The organism is Desulfovibrio sp. MES5 (assembly GCF_002237645.1).
Taxonomy (GTDB): domain Bacteria; phylum Desulfobacterota; class Desulfovibrionia; order Desulfovibrionales; family Desulfovibrionaceae; genus Desulfovibrio.
The window spans coordinates 1-15,278 of record NZ_MJUZ01000014.1 but is presented as its reverse complement, the minus strand read 5'-3'; the positions used below and the strand labels follow the sequence as shown (position 1 = coordinate 15,278).

Annotated in this window: 9 protein-coding genes and 1 pseudogene; 5 read left to right on the top strand and 5 right to left on the bottom strand. The window is 57.1% G+C overall.

Features of this window, described 5'->3' with window-relative positions; genetic code table 11:
* Positions 1 to 164: 164 nt before the first annotated feature.
* Complete coding sequence (gene nifH / locus BCS36_RS05160) at positions 165 to 986, bottom strand: nitrogenase iron protein (RefSeq protein WP_291301843.1); 822 nt, start codon at positions 984 to 986, stop codon at positions 165 to 167.
* Between the two features lie 630 nt (positions 987 to 1,616).
* Here nifH and BCS36_RS05155 point away from each other — a divergent pair.
* A complete protein-coding gene (locus BCS36_RS05155) occupies positions 1,617 to 3,239 on the top strand; it encodes a sigma 54-interacting transcriptional regulator (protein ID WP_367209212.1) in 1,623 nt (540 codons plus the stop codon).
* A 448-nt stretch (positions 3,240 to 3,687) separates the two neighbouring features.
* Complete coding sequence (locus BCS36_RS05150; protein WP_291301842.1) at positions 3,688 to 4,371, top strand: Crp/Fnr family transcriptional regulator; 684 nt, start codon at positions 3,688 to 3,690, stop codon at positions 4,369 to 4,371.
* On the opposite strand, the gene BCS36_RS05145 is transcribed toward BCS36_RS05150, so the two are convergent.
* Positions 4,368 to 4,661, bottom strand: a complete 294-nt coding sequence (locus tag BCS36_RS05145; protein WP_291301841.1) for a hypothetical protein — start codon at positions 4,659 to 4,661, stop codon at positions 4,368 to 4,370. The two genes, BCS36_RS05150 and BCS36_RS05145, sit on opposite strands and share 4 nt — an antisense overlap.
* Before the next feature lie 160 nt (positions 4,662 to 4,821).
* Between BCS36_RS05145 and cooS the strand changes: the two genes are divergently transcribed.
* Positions 4,822 to 6,717: an anaerobic carbon-monoxide dehydrogenase catalytic subunit gene (cooS, locus tag BCS36_RS05140; RefSeq protein ID WP_291301840.1), complete on the top strand. Its 1,896-nt coding sequence runs from the start codon at positions 4,822 to 4,824 to the stop codon at positions 6,715 to 6,717.
* Positions 6,718 to 6,837: 120 nt separating this feature from the next.
* Positions 6,838 to 7,638 carry a P-loop NTPase gene (locus BCS36_RS05135; RefSeq protein ID WP_291301839.1) on the top strand — a complete coding sequence of 267 codons (801 nt, stop codon included), beginning with the start codon at positions 6,838 to 6,840 and terminating at the stop codon, positions 7,636 to 7,638.
* Positions 7,639 to 7,972: 334 nt separating this feature from the next.
* On the opposite strand, the gene cueO is transcribed toward BCS36_RS05135, so the two are convergent.
* The 3 genes from cueO to BCS36_RS05120 form a co-directional block, all read right to left on the bottom strand.
* On the bottom strand, positions 7,973 to 9,730 hold the full coding sequence (gene cueO, locus BCS36_RS05130) for a multicopper oxidase CueO (protein ID WP_291301838.1): 1,758 nt from the start codon (positions 9,728 to 9,730) through the stop codon (positions 7,973 to 7,975).
* A gap of 638 nt (positions 9,731 to 10,368) precedes the next feature.
* Positions 10,369 to 12,126: a gamma-glutamyltransferase gene (gene ggt / locus BCS36_RS05125; RefSeq protein WP_291301837.1), complete on the bottom strand. Its 1,758-nt coding sequence runs from the start codon at positions 12,124 to 12,126 to the stop codon at positions 10,369 to 10,371.
* A gap of 491 nt (positions 12,127 to 12,617) precedes the next feature.
* Entirely contained in the window at positions 12,618 to 14,648 is a 2,031-nt protein-coding gene (locus BCS36_RS05120) for a methyl-accepting chemotaxis protein (RefSeq protein WP_291301836.1), read from the bottom strand.
* A gap of 511 nt (positions 14,649 to 15,159) precedes the next feature.
* Here BCS36_RS05120 and BCS36_RS05115 point away from each other — a divergent pair.
* A pseudogene (locus BCS36_RS05115) lies at positions 15,160 to 15,278 on the top strand (IS3 family transposase); the annotation flags it as partial.

The window sequence follows — 15,278 nt, the reverse complement described above, 5'->3', positions numbered from 1 at the left end:
TGTGTTCTCCCTTGTCTTGCGTCGCCTGAAGCAGCAGAGCTGTTCCGGCAGTTGGGGAAGCCGTCCCTGTTGTTCAGGCGCGGTCTGTTTGCGTTGCGCCATTTCTGAGGGACGGTTGCCTGTGGAATGCGTGGTTCCGTCGCACAATTTCTTTCGCAAAATCTCTATGCGTCCAGGATGCCGTGTTCCATCAGCAGTTCTTCAAGCCTTTCCTGGCTCAGAGGCTTGGGAATGACGAACATGTCGTTGCCGTCGATCTTTTGGGCCAGGGTGCGGTATTCGTCGGCCTGTCCGCAGGAGGGATCAAACTCGATGACCGTCTGCTTGTTGATTTCAGCCCTTTGCACCATGTTGTCGCGCGGGACGAAGTGGATCATCTGGCTGCCGATTTCCTTGGCAACGGCGGCCACAAGCTCGGCCTCGCCGTCAACCTTGCGGCTGTTGCAGATGATGCCGCCAAGGCGCACGCCGCCGGTATTGGCGTATTTTTTTACACCCTTGCAGATGTTGTTGGCGGCGTAGAGCGCCATCATTTCGCCAGAAGCCACGATGTAGATTTCCTGGGCCTTGCCTTCACGGATGGGCATGGCAAAGCCGCCGCAGACAACGTCGCCGAGGACGTCGTAGAACACGTAGTCAAGGTCCTCGGTGTACGCGCCGAGGCGTTCCAGAAGGCCGATGGAAGTGATGATGCCGCGCCCGGCGCAGCCCACGCCCGGTTCTGGGCCGCCGGATTCCACGCAGCGGATGCCCTTGAAGCCTTCTTTGAGCACCAGATCAAGGTCGATGTCCTCGCCTTCCTCACGCAGTGTGTCGAGCACGCTCTGCTGGGCAAGGCCGCCGAGGATGAGACGGGTCGAGTCCGCCTTGGGGTCACAGCCCACGATCATGATGTGCTTGCCCATTTCGCCGAGACCGGCATTGAGGTTCTGTGTGGTGGTGGACTTGCCGATGCCGCCCTTGCCGTAAATTGCTACCTGGCGCATGAGATCCCCTCTTGCTTTGATGGTTGCGCGCCTATGCGCTTGTCACGCTTTGTGCAGAAAGTGTGCCCTTCACATAAGATGTTTATTTACTTTGTATTATTTATAATGGTGGAGGGTGTGCGGTACCAATTTGTGCTATGCGGGCTGTGTGCTCCACGGGGAGGATAATTTTGTCAATAAGCTGCATTTATTTGCTTAAAAGGCAAAAAATGAACCTGCTCGGGCTGTAACGGTACATTTTTGTATGCAGAGGGCTGAAAGGGGCGGGTAAGGCGCGGCATGCGGGCCTGTGCGCCGGGTACGCGGGAGGCCGCACGCCCCCCGGATTGGGCATGCGGATTCTTTTTGACGTCAGGTCGGCCTGTGGATATATTTCAGGCGAACAAGGAGACCAGCCTTCGGGTCGGCTCCGGCTGGCCGCAAGGGCCATGCTGCAATTCCGAGATGTCGCTGTACCTATGGAGTCTTTCGGCTCCACCTCCCCCCAGGTTTCAGTCAGGCAACGGCAGGCGGGTATGCCTGTTGCCGTGCGTCGCATGCTCCGCCAGTCGGCGGCCATGCCGTTTCCGCCTTTTGTGCGGATATCGCCCGTACCGGGAATTCCGGTTCAATCCTGGAAGCGAGGCCACCGTGCAGTGCGATGCGTCACCCTCCCTGTTATTTATGAATGCGGGGCAATGTCTCGATACCCTTGACCGGGTGCTGACGGCCCTTTCGCCCGGCCATTCCTTTCAAGAATCCTTGCAGGAACTTCTGGCGGCCCTTGCTGAAGACATGCATTTCGACAGGCCGCACATCGTGGTGCAGGATCCTGACAGCGGCGAGTTGCGGCTGTCTTTGTCCTACGATCAGGCCGACGCGCCGGAGGCGGCCTATGCGCCGGGGTCGGGCATCACGGGGCAGGTCTTTGCCGAGGGGCGTCCCATTATTGTGTCCTGTATGCGCGGGCGGGCGGATTTCAAGAACCGTCTGTTCGGCCGCAGTGAAGAAGAAATGGCCCGCCTGGCCTTTATCTGCGTGCCTGTGCATGTGGAAAACGGCGACAAGTCCGAGGTGGTGGGCATTCTCAGCGCCGATACGCCCACAGCGCCCCAGGACGAACTGGACCTGCGCCGCCATTTTTTACAGACCGTGGCCACGCTGGTGGGCAGGCAGGTGGCCTGGCTGCAGGAAGAGCTGAGCAGAAGGCACGCCTGCATACTGGCTGACGAACCCGTGGCCAGCGGGCTGCCATCCTCCATCATCGCGCGGTCCAAAAGCATGCATCATGTATTGCGACGTCTGACGCAGGCCGGGGCGGGCAAGGCCACGGTGCTGCTGCGGGGCGAGTCGGGCGTGGGCAAGGAGCTTATGGCGCAGGCCCTGCACGCGGCCAGCCCCCGGCGTAATAATCCGTTGGTGATGCTCAACTGCGCGGCCCTGCCCTCAGAGCTTATCGAGGGCGAGCTGTTCGGCTGGCGCAAGGGGGCCTTTACCGGGGCCGTGCAGAACAGGGCGGGCCTGTTCCGTCAGGCGGATGGGGGCACGCTTTTTCTGGATGAAGTGGGCGATCTGTCGGCCATAGCCCAGGCCAAGGTGCTGCGGGCCCTGCAGGAGGGCGAGATTCAGCCTCTGGGCGATGAGCGGCGAATCAAGGTCGACGTGCGTCTGGTCTGCGCCACCAACCGCCCGCTGGAAGAACTGGTGGAGCAGGGGCTGTTTCGTGAAGACCTGTACTACCGCATCAATGTTTTTCCCGTGTTCATTCCGCCTCTGAGGGAGCGGCCGGAAGACATACTGCCTATGGTTGAGCACTTTATAGAGATGTTCAGCAAGGAATACGGGAGGCCTGTGCGGCGCGTCTCAACCCCGGCCATTGATATCCTGCTTGCCTACCACTGGCCCGGCAACGTGCGCGAGCTGCGCAACGTGCTGGAAAGGGCGGTGCTTATCTGCGACGACGCCGTGCTGCGCTCGCACCATTTGCCGGGCATGCTCCAGGGTGAAAAGAGCGGCACGCCCATCTGGACGACGGGCGCTCTGGGCCTGACGGAAACCGTGGCCAATGTGGAGCGTGAACTCATTGTCAGCGCTCTGGCCAAGGCCGGAGGCAACATACACCAGGCCGCGCGAGATTTGAATATAACATATCGTATTATTTATTATAAAATGAAAAAATACGATATTGATTTCAAAAAATATCTGCCCTCGAGCGTAATGGGTTCAAGAACGGTAGTGATGACGCCAGGATCAGAGGCGCGCGGCGCTTCGTAGCGGCAGGGCGGATTATTGCCGGATGGCTGTTTTACAGGCATGGCGCCGGAAAAACCTTAAAGCAGGTAACGCTTGAAATACTCGCATACGGCTGAAAAGCCTGCCTGCTCACGTTTCGAGGCTGGGATTTTTCTGAAAATCCTTGCAGGGCAGTTAACCCGTTTCCTACGTTGACTGCTCTGGGGCAATATTCCCGTCCGCAGGCGCGCGGCCGGATTCATTCGCAAAGGGGCATGTTGGCATAGAGAAGCCAGCATGCCCCTTTGTGTTGACACTCTTCGTGCAGCGTCTATTCTCTTGGTGTCCGCTCTCTTTTGATGCCTGCATGGGTTGTCTGCTCGCCTCTGGTTGCGAGCGGGGGCGGCAAACTGCTCCGGGTCAGGAAAGATATGAAAACCGTGGCAGTGCCGATTTGCGGCAAGCAAGGGCCATGAAAAAAGGGGGCTGCATGAAATTCAGTAATATCAATCTACTGGACGAACTTGCCCGGCCGGAGCTGGCCCCCCTGCTGTCTGCTTTTCATGAAAAACGCTATGCCCGGCAGGCCATTATTTTCGCCCCCCAATATGATGACGACCTTGCGGAGCAGGAGCAGGAGAAACAGCAGAAGGGCAATTTTGTCTTCATAGTCAAATCCGGCCTGGTGCGCATCTATCTTTCCTATGGCGACCGGGAGTTCACCATTGCCTTTCTCAAGCCCGGCGACCTCTATGTGAGCCACTCAAACGCCTTTGTGCAGGTGCTGGAAGACGCCGTTCTTCTGTTGCTTGATACGCCGACGTTCAACCGGTGTATGATGACCATACCCGAGTTTACCGTACCTATTGTGCGGGTGCTGGGCGGCATGCTGAAAAGCTGTTTCAGCATTATCGACGGCCTTGCCCTGCGTGACGTGACCGTGCGGTTGGCACGGCTGCTCATCGACCTTGCCCACGAAAATGAAGGCAACTCGCAGGAGCGGCTTATCCGGCTGCCCCTCTCCGGCGAAATGCTGGCGCAGACGCTCGGCACGTCACGCCAGACCATCTCCACCCTGCTTACCGACTTTACCCGTCTGGGCATCCTGCAAAAAGAGCAGCGCGGCCTGTACCGCATTCTGGACGAAGACCGTTTGCGCGAACTGCTGCATTAGGGAAGCGCTGGTTTATTCCGTTTGGCGGTGTTGCTCCACTTTTTTGAAACAGTCGAGGATGCAAGAGTCGAGGACGGAAGAGTCCACTCCTGCTTCAAAAAAAGATCGCGCCTTGCCAAACGAAACAACTGCGCGTTTCCAAGAGGCTCTTTAATCAGTGCTTCCTTGAACCTTTCTGACCCTGAACGTATCAGCCTGACAGCGGCCCGCAGTCCCGCGCAACCGCCATAAACCCGCGTATATATTGCCGCCTGGTTTTCTACCGCGCAGCCCTGCGTCAGCCAGATCATTTTTTGTCATTGATGCGGCGTGACGGCCCCTTGAAAAGGATTGCTCCCTTTGTCGGGTAGCTGACAGACGAATTCCTTGCGGAATGCTATGTTGGTATCAAAGGCATGCATCTGCGTGCCCTGCCTGAGGGCAGCAACACTCAGCGCGAGCGAGGGCATTATGAACGACAAGCTGTTAGACATTAACGAAATGTCCATTTGGGATGACGCCAAACGTATGCTGGAAAAGGCGCGCAAAGACGGCGTCGAAACCGCATGGGACAGGCTGGCGCAGCAGACGCCGCACTGCCGTTTTTGCGAACTCGGCACAACCTGCCGTAACTGCGTCATGGGGCCGTGCCGCATCAGCGCCAAGGCCGAACCCGGCGGCAAACTTTCACGCGGGGTGTGCGGGGCAGATGCGGATGTCATTGTGGCGCGCAACTTCGGGCGCTTTATTGCCGGGGGTTCTGCCGGGCATTCCGATCACGGGCGGGACGTTATTGAAACCCTTGAGGCTGTGGTGGAAGGCAAGGCCGCAGACTATCAGATCCGTGATGCGGCCAAACTGCTGCGCATCGCGGCGGAACTGGGCATAGCCGTTGAAGGCCGCGCCATGAACGACGTGGCCGCCGATGTGGTGGACGCCTGTTACAGTGACTTCGGCAGCAGACGCAAAGCAGTGAACTTTGTGTCGCGTGTTCCTGCCAAGCGCAAGGAAATCTGGAAGAAGCTGAATATTATGCCGCGCGGCGTTGACCGTGAAATTGCCGAAATGATGCACCGCACCCATATGGGCTGCGACAACGACGCTCCCAACACACTGCTGCACGCCGCCCGTTGCGCCTTGTCCGACGGCTGGGCCGGGTCAATGATCGCCACCGAGCTGTGCGACATCCTTTTCGGCACTCCCACCCCACGCAAATCCACAGTGAACCTGGGCGTCATTAAAAAGGAAACCGTCAACATTCTGGTACACGGGCACAATCCTGTTGTTTCCGAAATGATACTTATGGCCGCCCGTGAGCCGGAAATGGTCGAACGCGCCAAAAAGGCCGGAGCCCAGGGCATCACCGTGGCCGGGCTGTGCTGTACGGGCAATGAACTGCTCATGCGCCAGGGCATTCCTATGGCGGGCAACCACCTGATGACCGAACTGGCCATTGTGACCGGCGCGGTGGAAGCCGTAGTGGTGGACTACCAGTGCATCATGCCAAGCCTTGTGCAGATTTCGGCCTGTTACCACACCCGCTTCATTGATACTGCCGCCAAGGCCCGCTTTACCGGGGCCATTCACATGAATTTTACGCCAGAAAACGCGCGCGAAGAGGCGCACAAAATCCTGCACATGGCCATTGACGCCTTTGTCGAGCGCGATCCCGGCCGGGTGGACATTCCCGTTGAGCCGGTGGACATCATGACCGGATTTTCCAACGAGGCCATTCTTGAAGCCTTGGGCGGTTCGCTCGAGCCTCTGCTGGACGCCGTCAAGGGGGGAACAGTGCGCGGCTTTGCGGCGGTGGTGGGCTGCAACAATCCCAAGATCAAGCAGGATTCGTCCAATGTGGGCATCATCAAGGAGCTCATCAAGAACGATATCATGGTGCTTGTTACGGGCTGCGTGACGACGGCGGCGGGCAAGGCCGGGCTGCTGATGCCCGAGGGGGCCGAAATGGCCGGTCCGGGGCTGCGCAGTCTGTGCGGCGCGCTGGGCATACCGCCAGTGCTGCATATGGGCAGCTGCGTGGACAACGCCCGTATCATGCAGTTGTGCGCGCTGATCGCCAACAGCCTTGGCGTGGATATTTCTGATCTGCCTGTGGTTGCTTCCGCGCCGGAATGGTACTCGGAAAAGGCCGCGGCCATTGGCATGTATGCCGTGGCCAGCGGCGTATACACGCACCTGGGCCTGCCGCCCAATATTCTGGGCTCGCAGTTGGTGACGGATATAGCCCTGAACGGTCTGGAAGGTCTGGTGGGCGCATCCTTTGTGGTGGAGCCAGACCCGGTGAAGGCGGCAGAGCTGCTGAACAAGCGCATCACAAGCAAGCGTCTGGCGCTTGGCCTGAACGCGTAAGACGCTGCAATCCGGCATTCCGCCGTGGCGGCGGAGGCGGCGAACTTTCGCCGCCACGGTCAGAATGTCTGTTTACGATGCGCCCGGGTTCTTTCACGCCAAACTGTTTCAGGAGTTGTTATGAAGATTGCTGTTTCCGGCAAGGGGGGCGTGGGCAAAACCACCATGACGGCCTGGCTTGGCGACTACCTCGCACGCCAGGGGCATAACGTGTGGCTGGTGGATGCGGACACGGCTTTGTCCCTTGGTCAGGCCTGCGGGCTGGACATGGCTGCAATGCCCATTGCCCTGAGCCAGCGGCCCGAGCTTGTGCAGGAACGCATACGGCCAGCGGGGCAGGGCGGCATGATGATGCTGAACCCGCATGTCAGTGATTTGCCTGAAATACTTTCCGCCCCCTTGAAGGTCTGCGGGCCGCCGCTGGGCGAGAGACCCGTGGGCGAAAAACGCCTGCTGGTTATGGGGGCGCTTACCTCGGCCAATGGAGGCTGCGCCTGTGAAGCCAGCGCCTTGCTCAAGGCCTTGCTGGCGCATCTGGTGCTTGAGCGCAACGACTGGGTTCTGGTGGATATGGAAGCCGGGGTAGAGCACCTTGGTCGCGGCACGGTGGCGCATGTGGATCACCTGCTTGTGGTTTCGGAGCCGAGCATGCGTTCGCTGCAAACAGCGGGGCAAGTGTCGCGCATGGCTGCGGATCTTGGGCTGAACAGGCAGACGCTGATTCTTAACCGGGCCAGCGCCGAACAGGCCGCCAATCTTCCCGCTCTGGACCATTTGCCGGGCCGTTGTGTGCCCCTGCCCGTGATTGATCAGTTGAGCGAAAAGCAGCTGCATTCAGCCACTGTGCTGGGCCTGGATCAGGCCGCGCAGGACAAGCTGGATGCCTTTATGGAAAGCCTGCTGCGCGAGTTTGAGCAGTAGTACAATGGGGTAGCAGCACAATGGGGTAACGGCGCTGCCTCGCTGCTGACGGATGCACGTATAGATTTTTATCACTACGGCCGAGAGATACGTTCTGGACGATAAAGGGAGGCAATAGCCTCCCTTTATCGTATTACCTGCAATGCAATGTCACCACGCAGGACAGCACAACCTGCAAATTTAGGAAAGCACTGATTAAAGAGCTATTGGAAACGCGCAGTTGTTTCGTTTGGCAAGGCGCGATCATTTTTTGAAGCAGGAGTGGACTCTTCCGTCCTCGACTGTTTCAAAAAAAGTGAAGCAACGCCGCCAAACGGAATAAATCAGCGTTTTCCTAGCCGCTCACCGTGAATGCCAGCATCATGCCGGTGTCTTCATGCTCAAGCAAATGGCAGTGGGCCATGTAGGCGTGTTCCTTGGGGGCAAGGTGGTCAAAGCGCACCAGCACCTCGCTCACCTTGCCCTCAACGCGGACGACATCCTTGAATCCGCTGCGGTGCTTTTGCGGCGGCGCTCCATCTTCTGACAAAATGCGGAACTGCGTGCCGTGAATATGGAAGGGATGCAGCATCATGTCGCCGACGCCAGAGATAATCCAGCGTTCGTACTGGCCCTTTTTGGCGTCAAACATGGGCTTGTTCATCATGAAGGCCTGACCGTTGATGTAATTGCTGCGCCAGAGGTCAAAGGGGCCGGAGGCTTGCTGTGATGCGCCCATATTCATAGCGCCATGGTTCATCCCCTGATTGGGCATGTCGGACATGCCGTGGCCCATGCCGGCATCCTGGCCTTGCCCCATGCTGTGTCCCATACCGCCATTCATGCCGTGATTCATGCCCTGATCCATACTTTGGGCCGTGTTGTGTCCCATGCCCTGCCCGGAGGCGGGCATGTTCATTGATCCGTGCCCCGCATGCGGATCAGAGGCAGCCATTGCTCCGCCGTGCATGTCCATGCTCATTCCGGCCATTGCCGCGTGACCGTACCGCTGCATCAACTGCTCCATACCCCGCTGGTCGAGTCTGGGGTCCATAGAGAGTTTCAGCGTTCTGACGGGCAGGCCTTCAAGTCCCGGCAAGGGCGGCAGCGCGGCAAGCTGGTCTGGCATCGCTGCATGGCCTTTGTTTTCAGTAGGTTGTATGCGCAGCACGGGCAGGGAGCGGTCAAATGGCGGCAGGGTCATGCCCATTTGCCTGACTGGCAGGGTTACAAGGTCAAAGGCTTTGCCGTCGCGCAGGTCAACAAGCACTTCGAAACGTTCGGCCATGAGGATAGGCAGTTCCGTGAGTTTTACAGGTTCTGCAAGAAAACCTCCGTCGCTGGCAATGACGTACAGGGGGCGGCCATCGCTGGCGGCCAGCCGCATGGATCGGGCGTTGCTGCCGTTGAGCAGTCGCAGGCGCAGCCAGCCGCGTGGGGCGGCGTGTTGCGGGTACAGGCTGCCGTTGGTCAGCATAAGATCGCCAAACCAGCCAATGGCGGCGTTGATGTCGTCCATTGTGTAGTCGATCTGCCCGGTGGCGTTCAGGCGCTTGTCCTGAAGGATTACCGGAATGTCGTCCACGCCCCAGGTTTTAGGCAGGGGCAGACGTTGGCTTTCTTCGTCGTTGATGAGGACCAGTCCCGCAAGGCCCATAGCCACCTGGCGGCCCGTTTTGGCGTGCGGATGCGGATGGAACCAGCACGTCGCTGCGGGCTGGTCGATGACAAGTTCCGGTTTCCATAGTGCGCCGGGGGCAATGGAGGTCTGCGGCCCGCCATCGACCATGCCGGGAATTTTGAGCCCATGCCAGTGTACGACGGTGTCTTCGTTCAGGGCATTCTCCACTTCCATCTGTACTTTCTGTCCGCGCTGGAGGGACAGGGCCGGGCCTAGCAAGGGGCCGTTATAGCCCCAGGTGGTTGTGGGGTGATGACCCCATTGGCTTTGCCCTTGTTGTATTTTCAAACGGATACGGCCACTGGCGTCTGGCTTGAGCAGGGGTGGAATGGGCAATGAGGGTTGGGGGGCGGCAAAAGCGCTGGGGCCGAAGGGCAGCATGCTGCCGACGCCCAATATGCTGAGGAGTTTGATAAGATCGCGGCGCGTCATAATCTGCCTCCTGGCTGATATGTGTTTTTTGGAAAAAGGAGCCTCTTTATGATGGGATTAGGCGTGAATGCTTGTCGCACCGTTGTGGCGCGGCAATGCTTATGAATACGTTAGCACCAAGGGGTCGGCAATGCTACACGGAGAAAATGGCTTTGATGGAGGCAGGCAAATTAAAAGCTGATAGTGATACTGCTGATAATGTCGGGCGTGTAACTCTTCCCTTTATGGCGCAAAGCCGGGCTGAAATTTTACGCATGTCGTTGAAGAATTATTCACGCGCCATCGCACGCTGTCGGATAAACGTATAGTTGTGTCGAAAGAATCAACGGGCACTCGCATCAGTTTTGCCATTGGTTAATGCGTGTGGGGGGGAGCCCCACAAGGCATTTCAGACGTGTGAGCGTACAGGGGGTGTCGTACGAAGGCTTGCTGCACAGGCGCAACTGCGGATTGTACCCGGGCGAGTGTTGTGACCAGGGGGGCGCGGAGCATTCTTGTCTCTGCAACCTCTGCTTCAGATCAGAAAACTCTTTGCGCACTGCTGGAATACGCCAAGAGTTTTAGGGGGTGGGGACGTGGGGGAGGGACCCTTTTGCAAAAGGGTCCCTCCCCCACAAGGGTTTCAAAGGTACTCCGCTCTAATACGCAGCGGCGAGGCCGTCGCCACGGGGGTCGGTCGCCCCCTGGAGCACGCCGCTGGTCTGATCCACAAGAATGGCCCCGGCATGCCCCATAGTATCGGTGTAGTCCTCGACCGAGCGCACAGGATGCCCGCGACGCTGCAGTTCATCCACGACATTTTGGGGGATTCGCCCTTCGAGCTTGAGGTCATTGGAAGCAGCGCCCCAGGTGCGGCCATAGAGCCAGCGAGGCGCGGAGATGGCCTCTTGCGGCGTCATGCCAAAATCAACCACGCGCGTGACAATGGCGGCCTGGGTCTGGGGTTGGCCTTCGCCGCCCATTGTGCCGTATACCAGAAAAGGTTTGCCGTCTTTGAGCAGCATGGCGGGGTTGAGCGTATGGAACGTACGCTTGCGGGGCTCAAGATGGTTAACATGGCTTGGGTCAAGCGAAAAGAAGCTGCCCCGGTTCTGCAGCAGCACGCCTGTGCCGCCCGCAACGATGCCCGAGCCGAAGTCGTGATAGATGCTCTGGATCAGTGAAACGGCATTGCCTTCAGAGTCCACGACGCCAAGCCAGATGGTGTCGCCCTTGGGGTCAAGGGGAGTCACCTTTTCAGCCGCCTTGTCCATGCGTATGCGTGCGGCCTGCTCTTTGCCATGCTGCGCAGAAAGCAGATAATCCAGAGGGATTTTTACAAAGTCGGGGTCAGAAAGGTATTTGTCGCGGTCGGCAAAGGCTTCTTTTGTGGCTTCAATCAGGGCATGGTAATAGTCTGCCGTGCCTTCGCCCATGGCCTTGATGTCGAAATTGTTAAGGACGTTCAGGATTTCCAGCGAAGCCATGCCCTGGGTGTTGGGGGGAAAGTTCGCCGCCTTGTAGCCCCGGTAGTCGGCGTAGATGGGCTTTACCCAGTCCGCCTTATGCGCCGCAAAGTCGCTGAGCGTCAGCAGGCCGCCGTTGGCCTGCAAATCGGCCACAATACGCTTGGCAATGTCGCCTGTATAAAATTCCTTGGAGCCTTTATCGGCAAGTTGGCGCAGTGTGGCTGCCAGTTCTGGCAGGCGCATGACCTGACCCACTGTGTACGGGCTGCCGTCAGGGTGCAGATAGGTTTTGCGGAAGGCGTCAAACCGTTGCAGGTTGCGGAATTCAGAGTCTGCAGGGTTGGTGTTGATCTTGCTCCAGAAAGCCAGCGAGGTGCTGACAGGAAAGCCCTTGTCGGCATAGTCGATGGCCGAGGCCAGCAGGTCTTTCCAGCGCAGGGGGCTCTTCATGCCGTCCTTGCTGAACTCGTACGCCGCTCCCCAGCCCGAGACGACGCCCGGAACAGTATTGGCCGCCAGATAGCCGCGCGAAGGTATTTTGGAGACGCCCCTGGATTTGTAAAAATCTATGGTGGCTTTTTCGCCAGAGCGCCCACTGGCGTTCAGGGCCTTCAATTCGCCGGTTTTGGCATTGTAGATCAACCAGAAGTTGTCGCCGCCCAGTGTGCACATCTGCGGATACACCACCGCCAGAGTGGAGGCCGTGGCAATGGCCGCGTCCACGGCGGTTCCGCCTTTGCGCAGAATCTCAAGCCCGGCCTGCGAGGCAAGGTAGTTGGGCGAGGTGACAATGCCCCGTGTGCTTAAGGGGTTCGTGGCGGCAGAGATGGTTGCCGTATACTGGGGCGCGTCTTGCGCCGGGCTTGCCGTGGTGGGCACGAGCAGGCCACAGGCCACCATGACCGGCAATGTCTTGCGTTTTGCCAGAGACAGAAAACTCATGAACATCAGGTACTCCTTATTGAACGGGATGTTTATGACGTATAACTGCCTCGAACAATTGCATTACTTGTTCCACTTTAAATAGTGTTTTATATTAACGTGTTGAATAGTTTTAATGCTGTCACGTAATACATTATTGTTTTACGCCTTCACCAACAAAACATTTTTGTTACAAGTTTTCCTGTTCCGTAGTGGAGGCGCTCATGCGCGACTGTACTGCTATTTGGGGCTTTGTAAGCAAGCCACGTTAGCGACAATGGACGTGACTTCTCATTGCCCGCCCCTGCCCAGAATGTCTTCTTCAGGGTATCGCCGGCCGTTTTCTGCGTGAACGCAATGTTGTAAAAGCCTTTTTCTGCTAATCATAAAATGCCCCCATCGGGGACAACGTTCAGCCGGGCTGGCCTTTATACCGTTGTCTGCTCCGATGGGGGCATATCAGGGCTTGACCCGATCGCGGCCTTTTCTCTTTTAAGGCGTCGCAATCAGGCAGCTGGTCAGGATTTTTTTAGATTTTCCACCAGATCCATAAGGCTCTGCGTCTGCTGGCGTAGCGCATCAAGCTCATGCAGGGCCACTTTCATAGATTCTGAAGTATTGTGGGTCAGATAGTTCACATCGTTAATGGACTTGCTGATCTCGTCACTTACGGTTGACTGCTGCTCACTGGCTGTGGCGATGGCGCGCACCTCGTCAGCAGTTTTATCCACCATGCCCACGATCTCTTGCAGCGCCTGACCGGATTTATTGGAATAATCCGTGGCTACAGAGATATTGTTCACGGCGTCATCAACCTGCTGAATGCTTTGCGCCGCACTGGACTGGATAGCCCGGATGGCCTCGCCCACATCCGTGGTGGATGTCATAGTTTTTTCCGCCAGCTTGCGAACCTCGTCAGCCACAACGGCAAATCCCCGGCCAGCGTCGCCAGCGCGGGCAGCTTCAATGGCTGCATTAAGGGCCAGCAGGTTTGTCTGGTCGGCAATATCGGAAATGACGTTCATGATGCGGCTGATGGCCCTTGCATGTTCGTCAAGCTGGGTCATGCCGCCCTTGAGGCCCAGCGATTGCTGCTGCACCTGCTGGATGCTGGATACGGCCTGAGAAACCACGCCGGAGCCAGATTCCGCCAGCTTGCGCGCCGCATCTGAAATATCCGCAGCGCCGCTCGCATTGGTGGCGACCGCAAGCACTGTGGAGTTCATTTCTTCCATGGCTGAAGCTATTTCGGCCAGCTTGGACACAGCGCGGTTCAGAGCGAGATCAGTATTTTCCACCTGCTCGCCAATGTCTGAAACCGAATCGCTGAGCTTGGCGGCAACTTCTTCAATATGCGCCGCCGCGCTTGACATGCCATCACATCTGGCTTGCTCCGCCTTTGCCTTGGCCAACTCTGCCTCCTGCATTGCCTTTCTACAGGCTTCACCGCTCTTTTCGGCTTCTCGGGCCTTTTCAGTGGTTTCCAACACCAGTGTGCGCAAGTTTTTTTCCATACCGCGCAAGGCATCGGCCAGCATGCCCATATCATCCGAACCGCGCACCGTCAGCGCGCTATCCTGTTTGCCATCGGCCACATCAAGGGCATACCTGGTTATTTTTCGTACCGGCGCGCTCACACGCAAGCCGACAAAGACCGAAATGCCCAACTGCACCAGCAGCAAAGCGGCGGCCACACTGATGGCCGTAAACATCGCCTCGTTTTCAAGTTTTTTCAGTTCGCTGATGGGCGCTCCGGTAGACCACATGCCAACAATTTTTCCATCGGCAGCCTTCACCGGCCAATACGCTGACTGATACGGGACACCAAGAATGCTGTCATGCACAAAAACCGTTTCGCCACGCTCGAGCACTGCGTCAATAATGTTCGGGGCATCAAGCTTTGTACCCACGGCGCGTTTGTTCTCAAAAAGAATGGTTGTCATGACGCGCGTATCACCCTTGAAAATGGTGACTGCGGCCCCGGCAAGCTGACTGAGCCAGTCCAGATAGACAGGGGTGGTGAGCGATACGCCGATGGATATGGTTCCCACCAGCCGCCCTTCGTAAAGAACCGGCTGTGATGCGCGCAACGTGAAGGGATTGAGCGGGCCTGTCACCACAGCCTGTGCAGGCACACCCATCATGGCTTTGGCGACGGTTTCCTGCTTGGCGATGCTGTCGCCGTATTTGTCCTTGGCATGCCCCCGCGCAATAACGATACCCTGGGCATCCGTCACAGACATAAAGTCTGAGTTGGCCATCTTCATGGCTTTTTCAGAAAGGGTAAACACTTCATCATGATCACTGGAGGCCATCGCGCGGGCCAGGCGCTCGTTATCGGCAATAAAGGCGGCACTTTGAGCAAACCGCTGGATGGTCATTTCATTGGCGGAGTGAACAATATTCTGCATGCGGTGTATGCTGTTGCGCATTTCTTCATGTATCGGCTTCTTCATGTAATAGATGGATACAAACAAAACAATGGCGCAACAGGTAATGAGAGCTGAAAACAGGGATCCGACATATTTGTGGGTAAGGCTCAAACGCATCTGCCACTCCTCATGCTTGCGGCATATTGAAATTATGTCATTGCCTCAATAAAAACACGCTGGAGATACATGCAGCAGAATAGAATTGTTACAAAGGCGACTCCTTAGTAAAGTCTGTGTGTGAAAAAATTGCAACCATGCAATAATACAGACGAAATTTGCCAGAATCAAGAATTGCTCTAATGCGGGGCGTTTTTAAACATCGCATTATTGGGGAGGGATAATTATTTAGGGAAGACTATAAAATGCATTATAGCCGGAGTCAAAAGGATAGATAAAAAATCGAATAAAAATATGTCATCTCAGCGCAATGCCGAAAAACAACGGTACGCGGCAATGGCCTGCATGTCCCACCGAGAAGATAGGAAAGCCGATCACGCCTGCATGACAAGCTTCATCTGTCGGGGGTGTGGGGCTTTTTACATCTGCGGCTGTGGCGGTGGCTGACCTGCCCCCAAAAAACTGGTCCGCCTAAAAAGTTAGTATAAGGTGGAGCCATGGAGGGCATCAAATGGGTCGCAAAGCATTTACTCCAGAGCAAATCATTTTCAAGCTTCGCGAGGTTGAAGTTCTTGTGGGACAAGGCGAAAGTATTGCCCTGGCTTGCCGCAAAATTGCTGTAACCGAGCA